Source organism: Chitinophaga sp. LS1 (assembly GCF_034274695.1).
Lineage (GTDB): Bacteria > Bacteroidota > Bacteroidia > Chitinophagales > Chitinophagaceae > Chitinophaga.
In genome coordinates, this window is the sequence record NZ_CP128362.1 from 1,392,590 (window position 1) to 1,417,712 (window position 25,123).

At 44.3% G+C, this 25,123-nt stretch carries 22 protein-coding genes and 1 pseudogene; 11 read left to right on the forward strand and 12 right to left on the reverse strand.

Features of this window, described 5'->3' with window-relative positions:
• Positions 1-13: 13 nt before the first annotated feature.
• On the forward strand, positions 14-310 hold the full coding sequence (locus QQL36_RS05755) for a helix-turn-helix domain-containing protein (protein WP_083724754.1): 297 nt from the start codon (positions 14-16) through the stop codon (positions 308-310).
• Here the strand turns inward: QQL36_RS05755 and QQL36_RS05760 are convergent.
• From QQL36_RS05760 to QQL36_RS05785, 6 genes are all read right to left on the reverse strand, one after another.
• A complete protein-coding gene (locus QQL36_RS05760; RefSeq protein WP_321569264.1) occupies positions 285-2,045 on the reverse strand; it encodes a c-type cytochrome in 1,761 nt (586 codons plus the stop codon). The two genes, QQL36_RS05755 and QQL36_RS05760, sit on opposite strands and share 26 nt — an antisense overlap.
• Before the next feature lie 90 nt (positions 2,046-2,135).
• A complete protein-coding gene (gene apaG / locus QQL36_RS05765; protein ID WP_072364286.1) occupies positions 2,136-2,522 on the reverse strand; it encodes a Co2+/Mg2+ efflux protein ApaG in 387 nt (128 codons plus the stop codon).
• A 119-nt stretch (positions 2,523-2,641) separates the two neighbouring features.
• Complete coding sequence (locus tag QQL36_RS05770) at positions 2,642-2,968, reverse strand: DUF4157 domain-containing protein (protein WP_083724750.1); 327 nt, start codon at positions 2,966-2,968, stop codon at positions 2,642-2,644.
• Between the two features lie 140 nt (positions 2,969-3,108).
• Positions 3,109-4,029 carry a DUF5777 family beta-barrel protein gene (locus tag QQL36_RS05775; protein ID WP_083724748.1) on the reverse strand — a complete coding sequence of 307 codons (921 nt, stop codon included), beginning with the start codon at positions 4,027-4,029 and terminating at the stop codon, positions 3,109-3,111.
• Between the two features lie 34 nt (positions 4,030-4,063).
• On the reverse strand, positions 4,064-4,612 hold the full coding sequence (locus QQL36_RS05780) for a YceI family protein (RefSeq protein WP_083724746.1): 549 nt from the start codon (positions 4,610-4,612) through the stop codon (positions 4,064-4,066).
• Between the two features lie 33 nt (positions 4,613-4,645).
• Entirely contained in the window at positions 4,646-5,017 is a 372-nt protein-coding gene (locus tag QQL36_RS05785) for a hypothetical protein (RefSeq protein WP_321569265.1), read from the reverse strand.
• A 317-nt stretch (positions 5,018-5,334) separates the two neighbouring features.
• Here QQL36_RS05785 and QQL36_RS05790 point away from each other — a divergent pair, with 317 nt between their 5' ends.
• Entirely contained in the window at positions 5,335-6,615 is a 1,281-nt protein-coding gene (locus QQL36_RS05790; protein WP_083724742.1) for a UDP-N-acetylmuramoyl-tripeptide--D-alanyl-D-alanine ligase, read from the forward strand.
• Between the two features lie 404 nt (positions 6,616-7,019).
• Here QQL36_RS05790 and mce read toward each other — a convergent pair whose 3' ends face one another.
• Positions 7,020-7,421 carry a methylmalonyl-CoA epimerase gene (gene mce, locus QQL36_RS05795; RefSeq protein ID WP_083724740.1) on the reverse strand — a complete coding sequence of 134 codons (402 nt, stop codon included), beginning with the start codon at positions 7,419-7,421 and terminating at the stop codon, positions 7,020-7,022.
• 100 nt (positions 7,422-7,521) lie between these two features.
• On the opposite strand from mce, the gene QQL36_RS05800 reads away from it, so the two are divergent.
• The 8 genes from QQL36_RS05800 to QQL36_RS05835 all read left to right on the forward strand — a co-directional run bounded on the left by QQL36_RS05800 (position 7,522) and on the right by QQL36_RS05835 (position 19,903).
• On the forward strand, positions 7,522-8,736 hold the full coding sequence (locus QQL36_RS05800) for an IscS subfamily cysteine desulfurase (protein WP_415751069.1): 1,215 nt from the start codon (positions 7,522-7,524) through the stop codon (positions 8,734-8,736).
• A gap of 120 nt (positions 8,737-8,856) precedes the next feature.
• Entirely contained in the window at positions 8,857-9,297 is a 441-nt protein-coding gene (locus QQL36_RS05805) for an iron-sulfur cluster assembly scaffold protein (protein WP_083724738.1), read from the forward strand.
• A gap of 212 nt (positions 9,298-9,509) precedes the next feature.
• Entirely contained in the window at positions 9,510-10,244 is a 735-nt protein-coding gene (gene gldF / locus QQL36_RS05810) for a gliding motility-associated ABC transporter permease subunit GldF (RefSeq protein WP_083724736.1), read from the forward strand.
• 35 nt (positions 10,245-10,279) lie between these two features.
• The gene (gene gldG / locus QQL36_RS05815) at positions 10,280-11,986 is read left to right on the forward strand and encodes a gliding motility-associated ABC transporter substrate-binding protein GldG (protein ID WP_321569267.1); all 1,707 of its coding nucleotides are present in this window, start codon (positions 10,280-10,282) and stop codon (positions 11,984-11,986) included.
• A gap of 221 nt (positions 11,987-12,207) precedes the next feature.
• Complete coding sequence (locus QQL36_RS05820; protein WP_321569268.1) at positions 12,208-14,709, forward strand: bifunctional UDP-N-acetylmuramoyl-tripeptide:D-alanyl-D-alanine ligase/alanine racemase; 2,502 nt, start codon at positions 12,208-12,210, stop codon at positions 14,707-14,709.
• A 53-nt stretch (positions 14,710-14,762) separates the two neighbouring features.
• Positions 14,763-15,419: a lipoprotein signal peptidase gene (locus QQL36_RS05825; protein WP_083724730.1), complete on the forward strand. Its 657-nt coding sequence runs from the start codon at positions 14,763-14,765 to the stop codon at positions 15,417-15,419.
• Positions 15,420-15,847: 428 nt separating this feature from the next.
• Positions 15,848-18,721, forward strand: a complete 2,874-nt coding sequence (locus tag QQL36_RS05830) for a TonB-dependent receptor (RefSeq protein ID WP_321569269.1) — start codon at positions 15,848-15,850, stop codon at positions 18,719-18,721.
• Positions 18,722-18,928: 207 nt separating this feature from the next.
• Entirely contained in the window at positions 18,929-19,903 is a 975-nt protein-coding gene (locus QQL36_RS05835) for a sulfite exporter TauE/SafE family protein (protein ID WP_083724726.1), read from the forward strand.
• Positions 19,904-20,188: 285 nt separating this feature from the next.
• Here QQL36_RS05835 and QQL36_RS05840 read toward each other — a convergent pair whose 3' ends face one another.
• The 4 genes and pseudogenes from QQL36_RS05840 to fumC form a co-directional block, all read right to left on the reverse strand.
• A complete protein-coding gene (locus tag QQL36_RS05840) occupies positions 20,189-20,398 on the reverse strand; it encodes a hypothetical protein (RefSeq protein ID WP_321568094.1) in 210 nt (69 codons plus the stop codon).
• Positions 20,399-20,613: pseudogene (locus tag QQL36_RS35605) on the reverse strand (transposase); the annotation flags it as partial. It lies immediately after the preceding gene.
• Positions 20,597-21,361, reverse strand: coding sequence for an IS110 family transposase (locus tag QQL36_RS05845; protein WP_321566635.1), 765 nt, complete (start codon positions 21,359-21,361; stop codon positions 20,597-20,599). The pseudogene QQL36_RS35605 and the gene QQL36_RS05845, both read right to left, overlap by 17 nt.
• A 264-nt stretch (positions 21,362-21,625) precedes the next feature.
• Positions 21,626-23,023: a class II fumarate hydratase gene (fumC, locus tag QQL36_RS05850; protein ID WP_083724724.1), complete on the reverse strand. Its 1,398-nt coding sequence runs from the start codon at positions 23,021-23,023 to the stop codon at positions 21,626-21,628.
• Positions 23,024-23,546: 523 nt separating this feature from the next.
• Between fumC and QQL36_RS05855 the strand changes: the two genes are divergently transcribed.
• Entirely contained in the window at positions 23,547-23,807 is a 261-nt protein-coding gene (locus tag QQL36_RS05855; RefSeq protein WP_321569270.1) for a hypothetical protein, read from the forward strand.
• A gap of 349 nt (positions 23,808-24,156) precedes the next feature.
• On the opposite strand, the gene QQL36_RS05860 is transcribed toward QQL36_RS05855, so the two are convergent.
• Complete coding sequence (locus QQL36_RS05860) at positions 24,157-25,113, reverse strand: sensor histidine kinase (RefSeq protein WP_179091060.1); 957 nt, start codon at positions 25,111-25,113, stop codon at positions 24,157-24,159.
• Between the last annotated feature and the right edge of the window lie 10 nt (positions 25,114-25,123).

Here is a 25,123-nt window from a genome sequence, read left to right on the forward strand (position 1 = left end):
TGTTAATTGCACCATGGCTAAAGAAAAGAAGGAACCCAAAAAGAAGGCGGTTCTGGGTCATTTTGATCACGACATTTTCCTCGAAGAATTAGGAAAACGCATAAAATTTCTTAGAAAAGACAAAGGATTTAGGTCTTACGAGACCTTTGCCTATGATATTGACATCTCTCGTGTTGGAATGTCAAGATACGAATCAGGCAAGTTTGATGATATTCGCCTCAGTACATTGCTCAAGATAATTGATGGTCTTGAAATGACACCGCAGGAATTCTTTGCGGAAGGTTTTACCGTGACGAAGACGCAGGAGTAACCCGTTCCTTCTTTACCATATCAGCAGTGACCGTTATTTCTTCATTGTTGAACCGATCCTTGATATATGCCACGATCGATGCCACCGATTGATCATCCAGAAATGCGGCATGGGCAGGCATCACCCCATCAAAAGTTTTCCCATTCACCGTGATCTTTCCTTTCAATCCATTCAGTACGATATTGATCAATTGTTTTTTATCACCAGCCAGGTATTGCGAACCGGCCAATGGTGGATACCGGTTATTATCGCCTTTTCCATCCCGCTGATGGCAGGTAGCGCAATAAGAATCGTATAACATTCTGCCATGCATTTCATTACCCTTGCCCACCATATCCAGTACAGGATCTGGCACCTTTATATAAGTACGTGATTTTCGGGTTTCCATCGCAGTAAGTTGAGCAGCGTTGAATGATTTTTTACTTCCAGTATACATTACCCGCCATATCTTCCCTTTGTTGGATTCTGCTATGTACAGCGAGCCATCGGGGCCGGTAGCGAGGCCCATGGGGCGATAGCGGGCATCGCTGGTATTGAATACGGTATCTGTGTCAGTAAAGCCATCTGCAAATACTTCCCATTTACCTGTAGGGACACCTTTTTCAAAAGGTACAAAGCATACGATGTAACCGGCTTGCGGATAGGGTGCCCTGTCTGTAGAACCATGGAATGCTACGAAGCACCCGTTTTTGTATCTCTCTGGAAACTGATCGCCTTCGTAAAATAACAGGTCCATTGGCGCCCAGTGACCGGGAAAACCAAAGATGGGGATCGCAAAACTATCTGCTCTTGCGGTGATCTTTCCATCCCCTCCATAGCCGGGAGCCAGTATATTTTTGCCCTGCATATGATCAAAGTAGGCATAAGGCCAGCCGAAATTGGAATGAGGGGTTACTTTCAATAAAGGTTCCGAGGGCAAAACTGCTGCCTGCCAGGCAGAAAAGACACCGGGATAGCGGTTATGAAAGTTGTCCATGCCATTCATGGCTACATAAAGGGTATTGTCAAAAGGGCTCCAGGCAAGTCCTAAGGCACTACGAATACCAGTGGCATATAGTTCCCCATCAGCTTGTGTCTGCCCTGTTTTATTGGCATCGAAACGCCAGATACCACCATGTCCTTGCAGGTCTGGTGCAGGATCTAATCCTTTGCCACCCGGCATACCGCCGGGACCTGCGGTATTGATATCCTGTGCAGCATCGGTAGGTGCTCCGAATGGAACATAAATATGGCCATCATGATCAAAGACCAGTGGCTTGGCGCTGTGCCAGTGTTTAAAGAGTGCGGTATCTGTATCGGTGATGATGGTATCGGTTTTGCCTTCAGGAATGAGTTGGCCGGGAGTGAGCTTTGTACGCAATACATATTTCACTGTCGAGAAATACAGGTAACCGTTATAGATAGACATGCCTGCAGGCAATCCTCCTTCATCCTGATAATCACCAAAGTAAGCCACTACATCTGCTTTCCCATCTCCATCCTTATCACGCAATGCCACTGTGCCACCCCGGCCTTCCAGCTGTTCATTGTAAGCGAGTTTCACATATATATCCCCATTGTCATTCACGGCCAGGTGACGGGCAGGACCTATGCCTTGTGTAACTGTAACGGCAGCAAAACTATCAGGTAAAAAGAGGCCTCCATTATCCGGGTCAGGTGTAGGCAGGGTAGTATGTACAATAGTTTGTTTACACTGGGTAAGCACCAGCAATAGCAGGAGAAAGGAACGAGACATGATATCTTGATTTTGGTAGACCTGTGCGAACAAAAAAGATATCATGGCAACAGCTTGCCATGATCAATAAGACCTGTGTTAATCAGTAAATCAATTTAGCTTAAAGGGTACAATCATTTGAAACTCCGGGATTTTAACCTCGAACAGCTTCTTGTTGAGTTGATTCTCCATCTGGTAGGTACCATACATCTTGCCGATCTCTGTACGCAGGTTAGAACCTGATACGTACTGGTAGCTTTCGGTAGGGGCTAGTAGCGGCTGTACACCTACTACGCCTTCTCCTTCTACTTCGCGATGAGTACCGTTGGAGTCAATGATGTACCAATGACGGCGCAATAACTTTATGGGAAAGGTATTATTGTTTTCAATGGTGATACGGTAGGCGAACATAAACTCACTTCCAATCGGATTTGAATAATCCGGTTGATAAAATGTTTCCACGCTGATGGTGATTCCGTCTGTTACTTTTTTTACCATAGAACACCTCCGTTTGACGTAAAAATAAGCAAAATAAATCCAGTGTTATCAAAAAATATAAACTGATACGGACTTTAACAATTTCTTGCAAATTTAGCAAACAACTGTATTTCAACCACTTAACTAAACACCACCCGATTTACGATCGCAGTATTCTTCTCTGCGGCCCGGGCCGCCACCTCAAAACGGTTGGCGTAGTACCCCACTTTTTTACATTCCCAGAGATAATGCCAGAGAAAACGGAGCAATCCCAGCTCCTGATATTGCATAATGTGGCATACTTCGTGGCGCACCCACCATGGGTGTCGCAAAAATTCCTTGCGGGTTACACCATGGAGATGGATGGTTTTTCCAATCACCATGGCCATATTCTGGCTGTTCATCCGGCGGGCAGCCAGACGAGCTATCCAGGAATCCTCTTTGATATGGCAGACAATTTTTTCCATTGCACTATAAAAATACGAATCAATTTTATACCTCCCTCGCAGGCGCAAAAATCGTGCACAGCCAGCGTCTCACCCTTATAAACACAAAATGCTTTTGCCATGGGCAAAAGCATTTTGTGTCCGGAAGTTATATGAATTTTTTACAGTGAAAATCTTCTGGATATATTGAATCCCCATCTGAACTGTCCCTGCAACCAGGAGGTAGTGGTTTCAGGTATAAACTGATTTTCCAGTATAGCAGTTGAGTTGGTGAAATTGATATGGAATACGTGTCCGCCAGTTTCGATTTCCAATCCTACTGAGAGTGGGTTGTACAATTCGCGGCCCCTGTTTTTGAAATAATCTTTCGTTTCCTGACTGCGGAACGGATAGAAATATTCTACCAGCAATGCCATGCGGTTGGTGAATTTCAGGCGTCCACCGCCGCCTATTGCAAATACATCATTCTCGTCCATGTACGTGACCCGGTTGCGGTGTACCAATGTTGGTAACAGTGCCAATGACAGGCTACGATTGAATTTGCGGCCGATGATCACCTGTCCTGTATAAGAAACACGGTCACTGAATTTATCAAAATAAGCAGCATCCGATTTTACTGTGCTGGATGTAGCACCACTTGCTACTGCATTACCAAATAGGGTAACGGTTACGGGTACATGGTCGTCAGTAGTCTGTGTGATCAGCTGGTACTTGGCCAGGCCTTCATACAGCTGTGTAAGGCCACCAGAGCCTTTGGAGCGGGACAGACCTACCATGAGGCGATCTGTAACACCATATTCAAATGCGATACGGATATCAGAAGAGTTATCCAGCCCGAAAGCTGTTTTGCCACCACCGAATTCCCCGCCGATGTCACCAAAGCGGTGATCTACGCGAAAATCCAGTTCATGTTTTTTGAGGGTTTCAATAGAATTGCCCTGAATGATACGGGTTGATTTGAATGTCGCAATCACGGGTTCATGCTTCTTAGCGCTATCCTGAAACATATTTGCCAGATCATCCTGCGCAAAGGTGCTCAGGCTGTAGCAACAGCCGAGCAATAACAGATATATTTGCTTCATAGAAGAGTTGTGTTGTTGTGTTGTTTTAAATGGTTCAGGACGCAGGGGAATAGGCTCCTTTTACAGTCACTTCTATTACTTCTGCAATGTTTTTGACAACGAGCGTAGGTACTTTGATCTTGTGATCTACCAACCTGACATTGAATTTGGCATCGAGGGTTGGTTTACCGTCTTTGACGATGATGGTGCCTTTTTCGCGATACACTTTATCTACGCCATGCATGTTCATTGTTCCTTCTACAGTTACAGGATAGGTGCCATCCTTGTGCAGGTCAGGTATTTCCAGAATTTTACCTTTGAATTCTGCGGTTGGATACTTGTCACTCTCGAGATAGTTTTCGTTAAAGTGTTCTTCCATCAGTGTCTTTTTAAATTTAAAAGTATTGATGGCGACTTTGAAGTACACAGCGCCTGTTTTTTCATTGATAGCAGATACGGCTTTGTTGGTTACAGCATCAATGTCTTCCATGGGTGTAGCAGAAAAGAAAGACAGGGTTGTGTTCTTGCAGGAATAAACATCCTGGGAGTTGGCGCGAAGCTGTAACAAGAGCATGGTTGTCAACAGCACAATGCAATGTTTCATTGTTTTACTTTTTTAGGATTTTTGAATAGTAACTTATTCGGGCATTCCATGCGATATCCAGCAGTCGATGGAATCTTTCATGCCCTGGCTCAGTTTTGTAGAGCCGGGAGGCATATCGGCATCTGCACCTGTTACACGTGATTTCCAGAGGGCTTCATTACTGGTGATGTAACCTTTGATACCACTATAAGTAGTGAAATCGGTAGATGCAGTAGAACCGGTGCCTTTGTGACATCCTCTGCTGGTACATTTATCTGAAACAGCGGTCAGAATGTAAGCGGAGGTGATGACTGCGGTGTCGCATGCAGTGACGGTGATTCCTGAGTCGGGAGCTGGTGCTTTTTCGGCAGTACATCCGTACACGAGCAGGCTAAGTAATAACACTGGCAACGCGAGTGTTTGCATGGGTCTTTTCATTTGGTCATACAATAGCTGGTTTTGTCCAGCCAGGTCTTTTAATATGGTTGAGTGATGGTTATTTGAGTGTCGATATGGTTATATGTTGGAACAAATATAGAAGATATATTTATAAATAATATTTTATTTTTCACGGGAATTTTGGGGGGATTTTTGCGGTATAATGCCTGTGGATTGCCCCTGATTTTAGGCAGGTTTCCGAAAAAAATGCAATTCATTTACAGTAATTTCATTTTTTCAAATAGCAGACAAATGCCCCACCAGGGCATATAGCAAATAATTTTTATTAAGTTACATTTGTTTTTATGAACATAGCGCAGTTATACGAAGTTTACCGTAATCATCCATCTATACAGACTGATACACGCCAGCTCAAACAGGGCGATATTTTCTTCGCGTTGAAAGGTCCCAATTTTAACGGGAATACCTACGCAGCTGCGGCATTGGAAAAGGGTGCTGTACTCGCCGTGATAGATGAAGCTGAATTCAATACGCAGCCGGACAAAATGATGCTGACAACAGATGTGCTGTCTACCTTACAGCAACTTGCGTTACATCACCGGAAACAATTGAATATTCCTTTCCTCGCCATCACCGGTACGAATGGTAAAACTACTACCAAGGAACTGGTAAGCACGGTACTGGCGGCAGCGTTCAAAACAACCGCTACTATTGGGAATCTGAATAATCATATTGGTGTGCCACTCACGATTCTGCGTATTCCTGCGGATGCTGAGATTGCAGTGATTGAAATGGGTGCGAATCATGAACATGAAATTGAAGCATATTGTAAAATTGCATTGCCAACGCATGGCATTATTACTAATATCGGAAAGGCCCACCTGGAAGGGTTTGGTAGTCCGGAAGGCGTACGTCGTGCAAAAGGTGAGTTATATGATTTTCTGAGAGCAAACGAAGGCACTGTGTTCCTGTGCAACGAATATCCATATCTTGTAGAGATGAGTAAGGGTATTCCACAGGTCATTACCTATGGACAAAAAGGTGCTACTTACACAGGTGATCCTATTGCCGACACTGCACTGCTGAGTGTAAAAGTAACAAGCGATACAGCGACCGGATTGATCCCCACACAACTGGTAGGCGCCTATAATTTTCCGAATGTAATGGCTGCTGTAGCTGTAGGTTTATACTTCAATATTCCGGGAGAAACAATACGGGAAGCCATTGCTGGCTATGTGCCTTCCAACAACCGTTCGCAGGTGATTAAACAGGGTAGTAATACTGTGATTATGGATGCGTACAATGCGAATCCTTCCAGTATGAAGGCGGCGATTGAAAACTTTGCAGGTATTGAAGCTGCACAAAAAGTATTGCTGTTAGGTGGTATGATGGAGTTGGGTGCGGATAGTGTAGAAGAGCACCAGGCGCTGGTCGATTTATTGCAGCGAACTCATTGGCATGCAGTCGTATTAGTGGGTGGCGATTTCAGTAAAGTAAAACATCCTTACATATTCATGGAAAACTCAGCAGCAGCAGCGGAATGGCTGAAGCAGCAGGAGTTTACAGATACGTATATATTAATCAAGGGATCGAGAAGTATGGGCATGGAAAAGGTCATTCAGTAAGTTCTTTATTTATCTATTCCTGCTCCGGCGGGAATAGATCTTTCTATAAAAAAAGAGACCTGCAAGCTAAAAAGCCCGCAGGTGTTCATAACCTATGCCAACTTTAGAGTATTTTGAATATACCTCCCACATTCATTTTCCAATGAATTGGGTAGATACAATATGTTTAAGGTAATTATTAGTGGTAGTCTGTTGCTTTTTGTTGTGCATTTAAATTCTTAGGTATATTAAGCTCGATCATTTACATTTCCCGAACATTCCCAAGCTATAAGTTCTAACAAATATTATTGATGATTGTTTAAATAAAAAATGTTTTTCTTTTTGAAATTAACGTGTCTGCTACAGTGTCTGAGAAATATCTACGTAACCAGATAAAAGGTGGATTTTAAAAAACTGGAAATTTTTTAAAATATTTCCTGACACAGTTCTACAAGTACACCACTGGTATCCCGGGGATGTAAAAAACAAACTAATTTATTGTCCGCGCCCTGCTTTGGTATTGGATTTAGTAAGGTAAAGCCTGCTGCAGCAAGGCGAGCCATTTCTGCATGAATATCCGCTACATCGAAGGCGATGTGGTGCATACCTTCTCCCTTTTTTTCCAAAAAACGCGCAATCACACTTTCGGGGTTTGTTGGTTCGAGTAATTCTACTTTGGTTTCGCCTTTTTGAAAGAAAGCGGTCCTGACGGCCTCGCTATCTACCTGCTCCTGTTTGTAGCAGGAAGTGTTGAGCAGCGCCTCAAACAGGGGAATAGATTTTTGTAACGATTGTACAGCAATACCTATATGTTCGACTTTCAGCATGTTAGGCAAATTAACACAAAATGGCTAAATCTCCTTCGCAACGAATTCGTACCTTGATGATAGCAATTCGTTAGATTTGTAGTATAAACTTTTGTGTATGTTGCAACTGCCTGTGTATCTTGATAACAATGCTACTACGCCCCTGGATCCAAGGGTGCTGGAAACGATGCTTCCGTTCTTTACACAGCATTTTGGCAACGCCAGCAGCCGTCATCATGCATATGGCTGGGCTGCAGAAGCTGCGATAGATCTGGCCAGGGAACAGGTAGCTGCCCTGATAGGAGCCGATCCGAAAGAAATCATCTTCACGTCCGGCGCTACGGAAGCCGATAACCTGGCCCTGAAAGGTGTATTTGAAATGTACGCGGACAAAGGCAACCATATTATTACTACCGAAGTAGAACATAAAGCCGTACTCGATACCTGCAAACACCTTGAAAAGTTGGGCGCATCTGTGACCTACCTGAAGGTGAATGAGGAAGGTATGATCGACCTGAAAGAACTTGAATCAGCTATTACTGCTAAAACGATTATTGTAGCTGTAATGTACGCCAACAACGAAATTGGGTCTATCAATCCTATCCGGGAGATCAGTGCCATCGCCAAGCGTCATGGCGTACTCATGATGAGCGACATTACCCAGGCTGCGGGCAAGGTGCCCGTGAATGTGACAAAAGACGGTATTGACCTGGCTGCATTTAGCGCACATAAATTATATGGTCCTAAAGGCATCGGTGCATTATATGTACGTCGCAAATCACCCAGAGTGAAGGTAACTGCGCAAATGGACGGTGGGGGACATGAACGTGGGATGCGCTCCGGTACCCTGAATGTGCCTGCTATTGCAGGGTTTGGCAAAGCCTGCGAACTGGCCATGCAGGAAATGGAAGAAGAAGGAAAAAGGCTGGGAGCCATGCGCGATAAGCTGGAAAATGCGTTATTACAACTGGAAGAAACATATGTAAATGGTAGCCGCGCACACCGCCTGCCACATGTAAGTAACATATCATTCAGATATGTAGAAGGAGAAGCCCTGCTGATGGGCTTTGGCAAGGAAGTCGCTTTGTCTTCCGGGTCTGCCTGTACATCAGCATCGCCTGAACCTAGCTATGTGCTGAAAGCTTTGGGATTGGGAGATGACCTTGCACATTCTTCCCTGCGCTTTGGATTGGGAAGATTCACCACTGAAGAAGAAATAGATTTTACTATTAATGCTGTAACAGCAACCGTGAACAGACTGCGCGAAATCAGCCCCCTGTGGGAAATGTTCAAGGAGGGAGAGGACATGAATGCGATCGAATGGTCGCATCAATGACAATACGGAAAAATCTGGCCGTAAGATTGCTATAAACCAACTATAAAACGGCCAGACAGAGGCCTAAATACAGTGACCTGTGGCATGCCTCTGGATTATGAATGCTTTATACTTATGCTTATGTCTTACGCTGAAAGAGTACTGGATTACTACAACAACCCCAGGAACGCCGGCACGCTGGACAAAAATTCCCAGCATGTAGGTACCGGGTTGGTACACGTCTCGGAATACGTAGATGTTGTAAGGTTTCAAATCGAAGTAAACCCTGTCACACACGTGATCAGAGACGCACGCTTCAAGACCTTTGGCTGTGGGTCAGCGATTGCGTGTTCTTCTATCACTACTGAATGGATTAAGGGGAAAACAATTGAAGAGGCTTTCCGGTTAGATCATATGGAGATCGTGGAAGCACTGAGTTTACCTCCTTCTAAAATTCATAGTGCGATTTTGACGGAAGATGCGGTGAGGGCTGCCATCAATGATTATCGGTTTAAGAATGGGATGGAGCCTGCGGTAGAAGAATATGAAGAACCAGCTGACTATTACGACGAAAGGGATTGATTGATTGATTTTATCATCCTGCTTATGTAAACGACCGGAGCGCCTCCGGTTGGAAAAACTTTCTCTCTTATCCAATAAAATTTTGATTTAAGCGCTATATACATGGCGCAAAAAATGCTTTTGCCTGAGGCAAAAGCATTTTTTATTACTAATTATATTCTAACGCTTGCACCTTAAATAATATATATATTTGTACTTTCAGTCAAATTACTATGCTAGCAATATTCAGAAAGGAAATCCATCAGTTTTTCAGCAGCATCACAGGGTATATCGCTATTATCCTATTCCTGCTGGCAAATGGGCTATTGCTATTCGTATTCCCCGACACCAGTCTGCTGGATTATGGATATGCCAACCTGGACCCGCTGTTTGAGCTGGCCCCAGTTATTTACCTGTTGCTGATTCCTGCTATCACCATGCGCTCTTTTGCCGATGAATTCAAATCCGGCACCATGGAGCTGTTGAGCACCAAACCGCTCACCTGGTGGCAGATCGTGAACGGAAAGTTCCTCGCTGGCCTACTGATCGTACTGATTTCCCTGATACCGACTTTGGTGTATTACATCGCCATCCGCAGGCTCAGCGCTCCTAATACAGTGCTGGACAACGGTGGCATTACCGGTTCTTATATCGGGCTGTTCCTGCTGGGAGCCGTTTTCACCGCCATCGGTGTCTGGGCTTCCTCTCTGACCACCAACTCTGTGGTCGCCTTCCTCACCGCCATTTTCACCTGTTTTATATTCTATTATGGATTCGACTCACTGAGTAAGTTGCCTGCCTTCACCGGTTCGGCGGACTACTACCTGCAAATGGCAGGGATCCGCTTCCATTATTCTTCTATCAGCAGAGGGGTAATCGATAGCCGGGATGTAGTTTACTTCCTTAGTATCATTGCACTGATGCTCTATCTAACAAGATTGTCATTACAAAGAAGGATCTGGGATTGAAAATAAGACTGTCACACTAAGTAATTAATCAGATTGTGATTAACAGTAAGAAAAAATACCTGCAACGGGCAATACTCGTCATAGCTATACTGATAGGCGTTAACATCCTGGCCATGTACGTTCATACAAGATGGGATCTAACTGCCGAAAAGAGATTTACCCTTACTCCCAGCACCCGCCAGCTGCTCAAAGGGCTGGATAGCACTGTCACCATCGAGGTATTCCTCAAGGGTGATTACCCTGCTTCCTTCCGTCAACTGGCACAATCTACCCAGGAACTCCTGGAAGAATTCAGGGAAGTAGGCGGTAACCGGGTGCAGTTTTCTTTCCAGAATCCCGGTCAGGGCATGAATGATTCCGACAGGCTCGCTTTTCAGCAATCACTGGCTGAGCAGGGGATCATGCCTTTTAATATGCAGGTGCAGGAAGATGCGAACCAGGGATACTCTGAGAAACTGATCTTCCCGGGTGCCCTTGTTCACTATGGCAGCAAGACCCTCGGCATCAATCTCCTGAAGAACCAGGGTGGCCAGGATCCTATGCAAACCATGAACAGCTCCGAGGCACTGCTGGAATTCCAGTTTGCCAACGCTATATATCAGCTCAAACAAAATCACCTGCCACTGGTAGGCTACATGCTCGGCCACAATGAATTGCTGGGTGCCGAAGTACTGGATGCCCTTACCAGCATGCAAAGCAGCTACCTGCTCGACACGATTACCTTACAATACGTTTCTCACATTCCGCAGGATTTTTCCGCCATCGTGTTTGCAAAACCTGTTGACCGCTTTACGGATGAAGATAAGTTGAAGATAGATCAGTACGTCATGAACGGTGGTAAAGTGATCTGGTTTGTAGATGAACTGAATGTAGGTATGGATAGCCTGCAAAAACATGATACCTATGTAGCCATGGATCGTGAACTGAACCTGGAAGACATGCTGTTTCGCTATGGCGTGAGGATCAACCAGGACCTGATTCAGGATTTACAATGTGATCGCCTTCCACAGGTGGTGGGACATGTTGGGGATAAACCACAGTTTGACCTGCTCCCTTTCCCTTATTTCCCATTGCTTTCACCAACCGGTGCACATCCGATTGTAAAAAATATGGACCTGGTGCTGAGCCATTTTGCAAGCTCAATCGATACGGTGAAAGGGGGGGATATCTCCAAAACAGTGTTGCTGACTTCTTCCGGCAATTCACGTACAGAGCGTGCTCCTGTACAGTTGAGCTGGAACGACCTTCGTACCAAACCTAATCCACGCCAGTTCCAGCAGCATAACCTGCCGGTGGCAGTATTGCTGGAAGGACAGTTTACCTCCCTGTTCCGCAACAGGCTGAGTGTAGACGAGCAACAGCTGATTCAACAGGTGACCCGTTTACCATTTAAAGATCATAGTGATGTTATAAATAAGATGATTGTCGTTAGTGACGGCGACCTCATCACAAATGCCATTTCCCAGAAAAATGGTCCTATGCAAATGGGCGTTAACCTCTTCGACCCCTCGATGGTATATGCCAATAAAGAATTCCTGCTCAACTCGCTGGGATACCTTACCAACAACGCCGGCATCATGGAAGCGCGCAATAAAGAGTTAACCCTGCGCCTGTTAGATGCCGAAAAGATCAAGCAAAACAAGTCTATGTGGCAGGCTATTTGTGTCATTATTCCCGTTCTGCTAATCCTTTTGTTCAGGGTCATTTTCCAGTTCATCAGACAGCGGAAGTTCGAAAGATAAGGTCATTATTAATTAAGTGGTTACCACCTGAAAGCACACATTTATAACAATGTGCTAACGGTTATTCCCATATATTTGCCATTCATTCATCAAAAAATTGCGGCAACCATGACCCCACATTAGTAGTAGACGTCAACTTTGTTTTAATTAATTCTATTAAGGGAAGTGGAACAATGAGGCCGTCACTGGTCATTGTTCCGGCAAAATAAACTTAACCACAAGTGTATAACGCAGAAAGTATCAGCAAGGTGCTGAAAGGTGAGCTATTACAGCAAACAGGTAACCCGGAGATTGAACATATTCTGTTGGATAGCCGGAAGGTGATATTTCCGGCCACCTCTGTCTTCATTCCGTTGGTAAGTCCTCGCAGGAACGCTCATCAATATATAAAAGAATTGTACGAAAAGGGGGTCAGCAACTTCATTGTAAGTGAATCACCGGACCTTGCCCAGTTTCCAACGGCTAACTTTATATTGGTTAAAGATACAATGAATGCGCTGCACGCTTTGGTAGCGTATCACAGACAGCAATTTCATATTCCTGTGATCGGTATAACTGGTAGCAATGGTAAAACCATCGTAAAAGAGTGGTTGTACCAGCTGCTGGAAAAAGATTACAACATCATACGTAGTCCTAAGAGCTACAACTCACAGATAGGGGTTCCCCTTTCTGTATGGCAAATGAAACCTGAGCACCAGCTGGCCATTTTCGAAGCCGGCATCTCCCAACCCGGAGAAATGGAGCACCTGGAAAAGATAATCCGTCCTAACATTGGCATTTTTACTAATATCGGCGAAGCCCATAACGAGGGCTTCCTGAACATCCGCCAAAAGATCAACGAAAAGCTGGTACTGTTTTCCAAGAGCGAACTGCTCATTTACTGCAAGGATTACCTCGCATTGAATGAATGTGTCAACCAGTTTCACAACCTGGTGGGCAAGAAGGAAAACCTGGAGGGCTTACAACTTTGTACCTGGTCGCGCAAAACGGATGCTGACCTTAGAGTGATCAATGTGGAAAAGAACGGTACCCACTCCCACATCGAGGCCCTACATAAAGGGGAGTCGCTGAATATTACCATTCCTTTTGTAGATGAAGGTTCTATTGAGAATGCGATTCACTGCTGGGTACTGATGCTGTACCTCAAGATCTCTCCGGAAGTGATTCAGCAGCGTATGGATCAGTTGGGTAATATCGCCATGCGACTGGAGCTGAAACAGGGTATTAACAACTGCTCGGTGATCAATGACAGTTACAATTCAGATTTAGGTTCACTCAATATAGCGCTGGATTTTCTGCAACAGCAGCAACAGCACCCTACCCGTACCGTGATACTCAGCGATATTCTGCAAAGCGGCAAGAGCGATGCTTCTCTTTATGAAGAAGTAGCCAGCCTGATGCAACAAAAGAAGATCGACAAGGTAATTGGTATTGGTAAAAACATCTTCCGTGAAAAGAAGTGTTTCCAGCAGGTAGAGGGATTAAAGAGTACTTTCTTCCTCACTACAGAAGAGTTTATCCAGCAGTTTAACCAACAGGATTTTCAGCATGAGACCATCCTGCTGAAAGGAGCACGTGTATTTGAGTTTGAGCGGATAGGCAAATTGCTGGAACAAAAAGTACATCAGACCATTCTTGAGATCAATCTCAGCTCAGTTTCTCATAATATCAAACAATACCAGGCATTGCTGAAACCCGCTACCAAACTGATGGCGATGGTCAAAGCATTTTCTTACGGTAGTGGAAGTTTTGAGATTGCAAATCTATTGCAGTTCCATGGCGTAGATTACCTCGCCGTTGCGTATGCTGATGAAGGTGTTGAATTAAGACGAACAGGTATAACCATGCCGATCATGGTCATGAACCCCGAACCCAGTTCATTTGATGCGATCCTGCAGTGGAACCTTGAACCCGAGATCTACTCCCCGCATTTGTTACAGCAGTTTGAAGAAGAAGTTCAGATAGCAGGCAAGACCGGATTTCCGGTACATATTAAACTAGATACAGGCATGCACAGGCTTGGATTTGAGCGGAAAGACATTCCCGAGCTGGCTGCTATGCTAACAGATAATAATTACCTTACAGTTAAATCTATCTTCAGTCATCTGGCAGGTAGTGAAGATCCGGCACTGGATGAGCTGACCAAACTACAGGGTAAGCATTTCTATGAAATGAGCTATGAGTTGCAAAAGGCACTCGGCTATGCGGTGATCAGACATATTTCGAACAGTGCGGCCATCCTCCGTCACCCTGATTTACAACTGGATATGGTGCGGTTAGGTATCGGGATGTATGGCGTGGACAGCAGTGAGCAAATGCAGGCACAACTGAAACCGGTAAGCACACTGAAAACAACCATTTCGCAGGTAAAACACCTGAATACGGGCGATTTTGTGGGTTATGGTGCAAAGTGGAAGGCAAAAAGCCCGGCTGTGACAGCTACAGTGCGAATCGGGTATGCAGATGGGTATCCCCGCCGCCTCAGCAATGGCGTAGGCAAGATGCTGATAAGGGGTCAGCTGGCCCCGGTAGTAGGTGTGGTAGCGATGGATATGCTGATGCTGGATGTAACCCACATTACTGATATTGCAGAAGGAGATGAAGTAATAGTATTTGGCGAATCCTTACCTGTACAGCAGTTAGCCGCCTGGGCAGGTACTATACCTTATGAAATATTAACAGGAATTTCGCAGCGGGTGAAACGGGTATATTTTCAGGAATGATAGGAAATTCCGATTTTGCACATTATTATTAATTTTGATAAAAATTATACCCTTTGAAATATCGTCACGTAATATTGATTGTAGTACTGGTACTGGTAGTAGATCAGGCATTAAAAGTATGGATCAAAACCCATATGAACTTCTCTGATGAGATCATTATCTTCCCTAACTGGTTTAGGATTCATTTCATTGAAAACGATGGAATGGCCTACGGTATGAAGTTCGGTGGTGATTTTGGAAAAATAATCCTCACGCTGTTCCGCTTATTTGCGGTAATTATTGGTTTCAGATATATGAAGAAACTGGTGAAGCAGGATTACAGTAGAGGTTTGTTAATTTGTGGTTCATTGATTCTGGCTGGTGCCGCTGGTAACCTGATAGACAGTCTGTTTTACGGAATGATATTCTCTTCTTCCAATTATGCAGATGTAGCACAGTTCCTGCCTCCAGGTGGTGGATATGGTACTTTCCTGCATGGAAATGTGGTGGATATGCTGTATTTCCCGATTCTGAGGGGGCATTTCCCAACCTGGTTCCCGATCAATGCAGGTGAGTCTTTTGTGTTTTTCAGACCAATCTTCAATGTGGCGGATGCTGCAATTTCAGTAGGTGTGATCACGATCCTGGTGTTCCAGAAAAAGTTTTTTGCCAGGCACCACGAGAAGGAGAGGGAGCAGAGAGAGAGAGAGCAGGTAGCGGTGAGTAAATAAGGGTATCGAATGACTACTATAAAGTCAAAGCTCCTGTCTTATGGCAGGGGCTTTTTTTATGCCTTGCGATAGCAGGAGGTGTCTTTTGCGATAGCTGGGTTACCCTTTGCGATAGCTGGGATGTGCCTTGCGGCAGCAGGAGGTGTCTTTTGCGATAGCTGGGTTACCCTTTGCGATAGCTGGGATGTGCCTTGCGGCAGCAGGGACTTGCCTTTTGCGATAGCAGGGGCATATTTTTTTTGTGTTTACCCCCTTCCTCTCATCAAATTTTAACAATAAATTTTGAAATGCTGAATCCCCTTATTACATTTGTCCACAAATTCTATAGACTAATAGATATAAGAAAAGAAGAATAAGCTAAGGAACTGACCTGTAATTCATTATACATTCACTAAACTAAAGTCCTTTTACTAATACATATAAATTATATGCAAAACACCAGACGCCCCGTACGTATAATCTATCTGTGGCTCCTGACCATTCTCCTGCCGCTGTTTGCGCAGGCACAACTCAACGGCTCCTATATCATTTCCGGTAAGATCACCGGAGACAGCAAGGACCCCCTGGTAGGAGCTTCTGTACAGATTAAAGGTACCTCCTTCGGCGCCACTACAGACAGTACAGGTACTTTTCACCTTACTGCAAACACTAAATTCCCGTTCAAATTAGTTGTCCGTCTCATCGGCTATCAACCGCAGGAATTCGATGTAAAGAATAGCGATAGCCGTTTACAGATACAACTGGTGACGCAGAACCTGCTTGTGAACGAAGTGGTAGTATCCGCTTCCCGTCAGCAGGAAAAACTGATGCGGTCACCGGTGGCGATTGAAAAACTGGATGTAAAAGCATTGAAAGAAACACCGGCTGCCTCTTTCTATGATGCCATCGGGAACCTGAAAGGGGTGCAGATGACCACGGCAGGTTTGACCTTTAAGGTATTCAACACCCGTGGTTTCAATGTGCCGAACAACTTCCGCTTTATGCAGCTGGTAGATGGTGTGGATAACCAGGCCGCTACCCTTGGTGTACCACTGGGTAATGCCATCGGCCCTACCGAACTGGATATCCAGAGTATTGAAGTTACTCCCGGCGCCTCTTCTGCCTTGTATGGTATGAACGCCATCAATGGGATGTCTAACCTGCTTACCAAGAACCCTTTCCAATACCAGGGTATCAGTGTGTATCAGAAAATCGGTGCTAACCACTTCGATGGCAGTGGAGGTTCTCCAAAGGCATTGACTGAAACTTCTGTGAGATATGCGCAGGCTTTCAATGACAAATTTGCCTTCAAAATCAACTTCTCTTATATGCAGGGTACTGACTGGTATGCGGATAGTCACAATGACTTCAATCCCGGTACCAAGGCGAATCCTGACTTCCCTACGCTCGTAGGTGCGAACAACGTAGCTAACGATGCATGGAATAAATATGCTGACCAGAGTACTTTCCCGATCACTGATAAAAATGGTAAATCTTACAACGTAAGCCGTACCGGATATTGGGAAAAAGACCTGGTAGGTGATTACACCGTAAAGAACCTGAAATTTGATGGTGGGTTGTATTATAAGATCAGACCTAAACTACAGATTTCTTACAACTACCGTATTGGTCAGATGGATGGTTTCTTCCAGCGTGGTAACCGTATTGGTTTGAAAAACGTGGTAGTACAAAACCATAAAGTCGAGTTACAGGGAGAGGATTTCACTATCCGTTCTTATATGTCACTCGAAAACACCGGTGACTCTTATAATATGAACCCGCTGGCGGATAACCTTGAAAAGTCTTTCAAAACAGACAAGGTTTGGCAGTCAGATTATACCAAGGCTTTGAACTCCGCGCTGGATGCGGGTAGCGATATCGCTGCTGCTCACCGTGCGGCACGTGCTGCAGCTGATAATGGCAGATGGACACCGGGTACAGCGGCTTTTGATAAACAGGTGAAGTTGATCAAGAGCATCAACGACTGGGATATTTACCCTACTTCCAAAGATTCTACTAACAAGAGTGGTGGTGCTGCCCTGTTGCAGATGAGCCATTTCTATCACGGAGAGGGTACCTGGAACCTGCGTAAATATGTACACTTTGCGGATGTACTGGTAGGTGCGGATTACCGTACTTACGAGATCATTCCGGATGGCAACAACTTTGTGGATTTCACAAAAGCGCTGGCTGACCGTAATACACCGGGTGGTAAACACATCTGGTATGGTAAAGCAGGTGGGTTTGTACAGGCAAGCAAAACCTTCTTCCATGATCAGCTGAAACTGACAGCATCTTTGAGGTATGATAAGAGTCAGCAGTTCGATGGTAAGTTCAACCCTCGTATTGCGGCAGTGTATACCACACCTAATCAGCGTCATAACTTCAGGGCCAGCTGGCAGAATGGGTTTAGGTTCCCATCGCTGTTTGAAGCGTATTCTTTCGTGAATAACGGTGGGGTACGTCGTGTAGGTGGTCTGGCATTTATAGAAGAAGGATTGGGGTACTTTAAGAATTCCTTCCTGACCAGCAGTGCGACGGCATATACAACAGCGGTGAATAAGATCACCAATGCAGATGCAACAGTGACAAGGGCGGAGGCAGAGCAGCAAAGTGCAGGCGTACTGAAAGTAGCGAACCTGGACCCGATTGTACCTGAGCAGATCCATTCATTTGAAGCAGGGTATAAGAGTGTGTTGTTTGATAATAAAGTGTTTATTGATGTAGATGGGTACTTCAACAGTTACAAACACTTTATCGGGCAGGTGGAAGTGGCGGTGCCTAAGACGGGTAGTGTGAATGACCTGACTCAGTCAGTGCTGGATCAGATGTATGATAAGCAATACCAGAACAGGTATAGGGTGTGGACAAATAGTAAGTCTACCGTACAGAACTATGGTTTTGCACTGGGTGTGACTTACAATTTTGAGAAGGGATATACCCTTAGTGGTAACCTGAATTATAATACCCTGACACAGGATAAGACGAAGGATGATGCGTTGATTCCTGGTTTTAATACGCCGAAGTACTTTTCGAATGTGAGTTTTGGTAACAGGCAGGTGTTTAAGAATGTAGGGTTCAATGTGGTATGGCACTGGCAGGATACTTTCTACTGGCAGAATCTGTTTGGTAATGGTGATGTGCCGGCTTATAGCACGGTGGATGCGCAGGTGACTTATGGATTGCCCAAGATTCATACTTCCGTGAAGGTGGGTGGATCGAATATATTCAATACGGCTTACTTCCAGTATGTGGGAGGGCCTACGATAAAGGGTTTGTATTATGTGGCGATAACGTATGATTTGCCTTTTGCGAAGAAATAAAGGGGCTTATGAAATGCCCAGACAACAAAGCTCCTGCCGAAGGCAGGAGCTTTGTTGTTTTAGAGAGCTGCCTGCCGGCAGTTGAAAGGATTAAACTTTCCTTATTTTTCTCTTTCTAATAACTTTTTAAGGTTGCCCGCTTGGATAAACCGTTTATTCACCCTACCTTAGTCTATCTTATCTATAGACTAAATAACTAGAGAAATAATGTCGCATAACGAGGAGATAGAGCAAATAGAGAATCAAGTGGCCAGCCCTGAACGCCAGGAGGTCCTTATTGACCTTGTCAATGATGACAACCAGAAGAAGCCAGCTTTATGGCTCCTGATCGGTCTTATCGGGTTAGCAGTACTGGTAGGGGCAGGAATATTATATTATTTTAATACCTCCGAAGCTACGCACACCCGTATCTACGACTTTACGGCGTCTTTGTTCACCAGGGAAGTGTTGTTCTACATCTGTGTAGGATTGGCTGCTCAGATGGTGGATGGTGCGTTGGGTATGGCTTATGGTGCTACATCTACCTCTTTGTTGTTGGGTCTGGGTATTCCTCCGGCTATTGCCAGTGCGAGTGTGCATGTGGCAGAGGTGTTTACGACCGGGGCTTCTGGTATTTCACACTTCCGTTTTGGGAATGTAAATAAGAAACTGTTTATGGGCCTTTTGATACCGGGTGTGATTGGTGCCATAACCGGTGCGTTTTTATTATCTAAGGTGATTGATGGGGATGTGATCAAGCCATACATGAGTGCTTATTTGTTGATCCTGGGTCTTGTTGTGCTTCGCAAAGCATTTCAGAAAAAGAAGGCAAAGAGCAAAACGAAGAGACTGGGGCTGCTGGCATTGTTTGGTGGGTTTATGGATGCCATTGGCGGTGGCGGATGGGGTCCGGTTGTGACTTCAACCTTGCTGAGCAAAGGCCGTTCGGCTCATTATACAATTGGATCTGTAAATGCTGCGGAGTTCTTTATTTCTCTGGCTGGTGCGAGTACGTTTTTGTTATTTGGCGCTATTACCGGTTGGCCGGTGATTATAGGGCTGATTATTGGTGGGGTGATTGCTTCTCCTTTTGCAGCGCTGCTGGTGAGGAAGATTAAGCGGAAGCCGCTGATGATTATGGTGGGAATATTGATTATCCTGACTAGTTTACGGACTATTATAATGGCATCATTACATCATTAATATTATTTAATATTCATTATAAGACATAATAAGAAAAAGGGGTTGTAAAATTTACAACCCCTTTTTTCTTTGAAAATAGTTCGTCCAGGCCATAATTTGATATGACTCTATAGGATTAAAATTTTCTTTTCGTGCTTATAGCAACAATCGTTTGTACTTAGAGTCTTAAATCAGTTTTTTCTACAGGCTGAAAAAGCACCAATAAAAGGTCGATTTTTGTAACTTAGTAATCTTATTGAGATGGGGGTAATGCCTCAAGCTCGCGCAGGCGTCTGAGATAATTATTTATCTGCGCCTGCTTTCTTTTTTTAGCCACTCCTGATTATCAGGTTCCATATATGGCACTCTATTTTTGAGTATAAAATAAGCGGCAATTAGGATTTTGTGTGAAATTGCAATAAGTGCTCGTTTTTTGCCTCTTCGTATACTCAAAGTATAATATTTTCTTTTCAGATAAGTATCTTTCGTATGTGCTGCAGCCCATGCTGCTTCCACGAGTGCGGTTTTAAGGGATCTGTTGCCATGATTGATTCTTTCACTTTTCTTTTTCCGGCACTTTCATTATTACCAGGACATAAACCACACCAACTAGCCAAATGATGCTGATTAGGGAACGCATGCATATCTGTACCTATTTCGGCTAAGATGGCGGTAGCTGTTTGTTTTTGTACTCGGGAATAGTCTGAAGTAATTTTACTTCTTCCTCCCATTTTTTAAGTACTGATCTATACGGTTATCCACCTGACCAAGTAGGTCATTTAGCTGTAAAATAACAGTTTTAGACAGGCTGAGCATAAAACGGTGATGCTCATTAAGATGGCCTTCTAATGCAAGAATAAGCTCTTGTTTTTTGATTTTGAGCCTACCTTTTGCCAAATTGGCCAATATCATAGGATCCTGTTCTCCTTCAATAATGGCAGTGATCATTGACCAGCCACTTACACCGAATACATCACTGACTACAGTGCTCAATTTGATATTGGCTGTCTCTAAAATGTTCTGTAACCGGTTATATTCACTGGACCGCTGTCCTATTACTTTACGTTTGTATCGGTACAATTCCCGTAATTCGCGAGTGTATTGCGGTGGAATAAAACTTCCCTTTAGTAGCCCGCTTAGCAATAATTTTGCAATCCAGGCACTGTCATTGCGATCGGTCTTATGCCCCGGCACATATTTAATATGCCGGGCATTGACCAGAATAAGTTCAAAGTGAGGTTCCAGTATATTAAAAACAGGCTTCCAGTAAACCCCCGTGCTCTCCATTGCGACATGTGTAATGCCGGATTCTTCAAGCCAAGCTACCAGGTCCCTAAGTGAACTTGTGAAAGTGCTAAAAGTGCGGGTTTGTTCTTCCAACCCATTTCCTCTGATGGTGGCTACTACATTCTCCTGGTGAACATCGAGGCCACAGCCGCGACTCACAACCTGTTCAAAACTGATATGTGATTGTTCCATGGTAGTACTTTTGTCGAAGGTACCACCATTTTCATAGTCGTTTGTGAACCCGGTTCATGAGGGTTTTTTCTGAAAATGTTTTTCATTCCCCGTTGGTGAATTCCCTCTTTCATGACTGTTTTTATGCAGATTATTTGAGTTTTGGGCGGAGATGATCTGATCTCTTTATGCGGATGATTTAATCTCTTGTGCAGACGATCTGATCTCTTTACGCAGATTATCTAATCTCTTTGTGTGGACGACCAGATCTCCTTACTCAGATTACTAAATCTCTCCGACCATATCAATTGGGTTTACCCACGCATCAAATTCTTCTGGTTTTACATATCCCAGTTTCACCGCCATTTCCTTCAGTGTAGTCCCTTCTTTATGTGCTTTCTGCGCAATCTCAGCAGCTTTGTAGTAACCGATCTTCGTGTTCAGTGCAGTTACCAGCATCAGTGAGTTATCCACATGCTTCTTGATATTTGCTTCGATTGGTTCCAGACCGGTCGCACATTTATCATTGAAGCTTACACAACCATCGCCGATCAGGCGTGCAGAGTGCAGGAAATTATAGATCATTACAGGCTTGAACACATTCAGTTCAAAGTGACCGGTAGCACCACCAATGTTGATTGCTACGTCATTACCCATTACCTGTGCAGCAATCATCGTGAGGGCTTCACACTGTGTAGGGTTCACTTTACCTGGCATGATAGAAGAACCTGGTTCATTGTCAGGAATGTGGAGTTCACCTATACCGGAGCGTGGGCCGGAGCTAAGCATACGAATATCGTTTGCGATCTTCATGAGGCTCACTGCTACAGTTTTGAGGGCGCCATGTGCTTCTACGATTGCATCGTGTGCTGCCAGGGCTTCAAATTTGTTTTCAGCAGTGATGAAAGGCAGACCGGTGAGGTTCGCGATGTGTTTCGCTACATTCTCAGAATAACCTTTAGGGGTATTGATACCAGTACCTACGGCAGTACCACCCAATGCCAGTTCGCTCAGGTGAGCGAGGGTATTGTTGATGGCTCTCAGCCCGTGGTCCAGCTGTGATACATAACCACTTATTTCCTGACCCAGGGTGAGCGGGGTCGCATCCATAAAGTGGGTACGGCCTATTTTCACCACGTGCTTGAAGGCTTCTGCCTTTTCAGCCAGGGTAGCACGGAGCTTTTTGATCCCTGGGATGGTTACCTCGATCAGCATTTTGTACGCCGCAATGTGCATAGCGGTTGGGAAAGTATCATTGGATGACTGTGATTTGTTCACATCATCATTCGGGTGTATCGCTTTATCTTTATCAGTGAGTTTACCACCATTGTTTACATGGGCACGGTAAGCGATCACTTCATTTACGTTCATGTTGGACTGGGTACCTGAGCCTGTCTGCCAAACTACCAGTGGGAACTGGTCGTCCAGTTTGCCAGCGAGAATTTCATCGCAGGCGTTGCCGATCAGCGTGGCCTTTTCCTGGGAGAGAACGCCAGCATCCAGATTGGTGAGTGCTGCTGCTTTTTTGAGGTAAGCAAATGCCTGAATGATTTCTTTAGGCATTCTGTTAATATCCTGTGCTATCCTGAAATTGTCGATAGAACGTTGGGTTTGAGCACCATAATATGCGTCTACTGGTACCTGTACTTCGCCCATCGTGTCTTTCTCTATTCTATATTCCATAATGCTTGATTTTTTGCGGTACAAACGTACTAAATGTCAGTAAAAAAATGGCTTGTACAGGCAGGAAATTGGGGAATGAATGAAAATGAAACCATATGGGGCCTTAAGCAATGGATGGCCTGTACAAGCGAACTCTGGGGACAATGGATGTAGGTATAGGATAGGGATAAAAAACTTAAGGGTAAATGGACGAAAAGGCCTTTACAGACCTGATAGCTTAGGGGCGAATGAATGAAAACAGGTTAATGGATGGCCAAGACCGGCATAAAATCATTGGGGGCGAATGGATGAAAAAAACCTTTTCAGGTCTAATACTTTGGGGGCGAATGAATGAAAACAGGTCAATGAATAGCCAAACCGGCATAAAATCATTGGGGGCGAATGGATGAAAAAAACCTTTTCAAATCTAATACTTTGGGGGCGAATGAATGAAAACAGGTCAATGAATAGCCAAACCGGCATAAAATCATTGGGGGCGAATGGACGAAAAAAACCTTTTCAGGTCTAATAACTTTGGGGGCGAATGAATGAAAACAGGTTTAATGGATGGCCAAACCGGCATAAAATCATTGGGGGCGAATGGACGAAAAAAACCTTTTCAGGTCTAATACTTTGGGGGCGAATGAATGAAACCGTGTCAATGGATAGCCAGACCGGCATAAAATCATTGGGGGCGAATGGACGAAAAAAAACCTTTTCAGGTCTAATACTTTGGGGGCGAATGAATGAAACCGTGTCAATGGATAGCCAAACCGGCATAAAATCATTGGGGGCGAATGGATGAAAAAGACCTTTTCAGGTCTATATTTTGGGGGCGAATGAATGAAACCGTGTCAATGGATAGCCAAACCGGCAAAGATCATTGGAACGAGTGAATGAAATAAATTTTCGGGGGCGAATGGATGAAAAAAAGTTGGCAGGAAGATTTCGGATTAACCGAATATGTGAAACCCTGCCTTCAGTATTATTTGGTCCAAAGACCCAGTTGGGTTGTCCCCCCCAACTTTTAATGTGACTTTCGAATAGGGGTTAATGGAATCGATGAATCAAAGGTAAGCCCACCCGCCCCATGCAGGAAATACATTACACCAATCCTCTTTTTCAAGGGACGGATAGCATGATTACAGGTATTTTTAGGAAACAGTGATCCATAATGAAGCGGTATAATTGTCCGCTTCATCAGTCGTAGTAAGGGAATAATTGTTTTTATAGGTGGCATCCAGCCTTCTCTTAATGTTATCCATACCTATACCGTTGGACAATTCTTTAGGCCCCCTTTTCTTCCTGTTATGGGTAGAGAAGTAAATAGTACCGTCCTCTTCCGACACTTTTAACTGCATCACCAATGGATGCTGGTCATTATTCAGCTCTCCGTGTTTAAAAGCATTTTCTACCAACGTAATAATTACCAAAGGAATAATCCGAATGTCACTCATATCGCCACTGATGTCAAAAATGACCTGTAACCGGTTACTAAACCGGAGCTGGTTGATTTTGATCACATTCTGTACATGCTCTATTTCTCTGGACAAGGGTACGGTATCCACATCTGCCTCACCGGTATGCATAGAATAGCGCATGATTTCACAGAGGGTCAGTATGCCTTCCGACAATTCTTCGCTCACCATGATAGATTTGGCATAAAAGAGGTTCAGGGTATTATGCAAAAAATGGGGATTGATCTGTGCCCGCAAAAAGGCATATTCCGATTTAAGCCGGTCGGCTTCTATCCTTGCCTTTTCCTGTTCCATAACACGTAGTCGCTTTTCTTTGCTGACCGACTCCATACCGAAGTAATAACCAAAAGAGAAAAAACCATAAATCAGGTATACCCACAATGTATCCAGTAATAATTCGGAGAAGACATAGGGCGGAACAGTACCCGGTGGTTCGAAAGGTCTGATCAGGGTACCGAATGCAAAGTATAAAAATGCAGCAGAGAAAAACACGAACAACTCACCTGCTACCAGCAATGCATATTTTTTTGTGCTCAAAAATTTTCGGAGGATGATATAGTTTCCATAAAAAATATACACCACCGGCAACTCTGTAAATACAAAGTCGAGCAGGTCGAAAGTATACTTAGTCAATAAAATTTTT

Bases quoted from the DNA above. Each gene is read 5' to 3' on its own strand.
- QQL36_RS05855 (WP_321569270.1), top strand. From the start codon at position 23,547: ATGAATGAAAACAGGTTTAATGGATGGCCAAACCGGCATAAAATCATT.
- QQL36_RS05785 (WP_321569265.1), bottom strand. From the start codon at position 5,017: ATGCAAACACTCGCGTTGCCAGTGTTATTACTTAGCCTGCTCGTGTAC.
- QQL36_RS05835 (WP_083724726.1), top strand. From the start codon at position 18,929: ATGTCGCATAACGAGGAGATAGAGCAAATAGAGAATCAAGTGGCCAGC.
- QQL36_RS05845 (WP_321566635.1), bottom strand. From the start codon at position 21,361: ATGGAACAATCACATATCAGTTTTGAACAGGTTGTGAGTCGCGGCTGT.
- mce (WP_083724740.1), bottom strand. From the start codon at position 7,421: ATGCTGAAAGTCGAACATATAGGTATTGCTGTACAATCGTTACAAAAA.
- QQL36_RS05780 (WP_083724746.1), bottom strand. From the start codon at position 4,612: ATGAAACATTGCATTGTGCTGTTGACAACCATGCTCTTGTTACAGCTT.
- QQL36_RS05770 (WP_083724750.1), bottom strand. From the start codon at position 2,968: ATGGAAAAAATTGTCTGCCATATCAAAGAGGATTCCTGGATAGCTCGT.
- QQL36_RS05760 (WP_321569264.1), bottom strand. From the start codon at position 2,045: ATGTCTCGTTCCTTTCTCCTGCTATTGCTGGTGCTTACCCAGTGTAAA.
- QQL36_RS05805 (WP_083724738.1), top strand. From the start codon at position 8,857: ATGTCTTACGCTGAAAGAGTACTGGATTACTACAACAACCCCAGGAAC.
- QQL36_RS05755 (WP_083724754.1), top strand. From the start codon at position 14: ATGGCTAAAGAAAAGAAGGAACCCAAAAAGAAGGCGGTTCTGGGTCAT.
- apaG (WP_072364286.1), bottom strand. From the start codon at position 2,522: ATGGTAAAAAAAGTAACAGACGGAATCACCATCAGCGTGGAAACATTT.
- QQL36_RS05775 (WP_083724748.1), bottom strand. From the start codon at position 4,029: ATGAAGCAAATATATCTGTTATTGCTCGGCTGTTGCTACAGCCTGAGC.
- QQL36_RS05790 (WP_083724742.1), top strand. From the start codon at position 5,335: ATGAACATAGCGCAGTTATACGAAGTTTACCGTAATCATCCATCTATA.
- fumC (WP_083724724.1), bottom strand. From the start codon at position 23,023: ATGGAATATAGAATAGAGAAAGACACGATGGGCGAAGTACAGGTACCA.
- QQL36_RS05830 (WP_321569269.1), top strand. From the start codon at position 15,848: ATGCAAAACACCAGACGCCCCGTACGTATAATCTATCTGTGGCTCCTG.
- gldF (WP_083724736.1), top strand. From the start codon at position 9,510: ATGCTAGCAATATTCAGAAAGGAAATCCATCAGTTTTTCAGCAGCATC.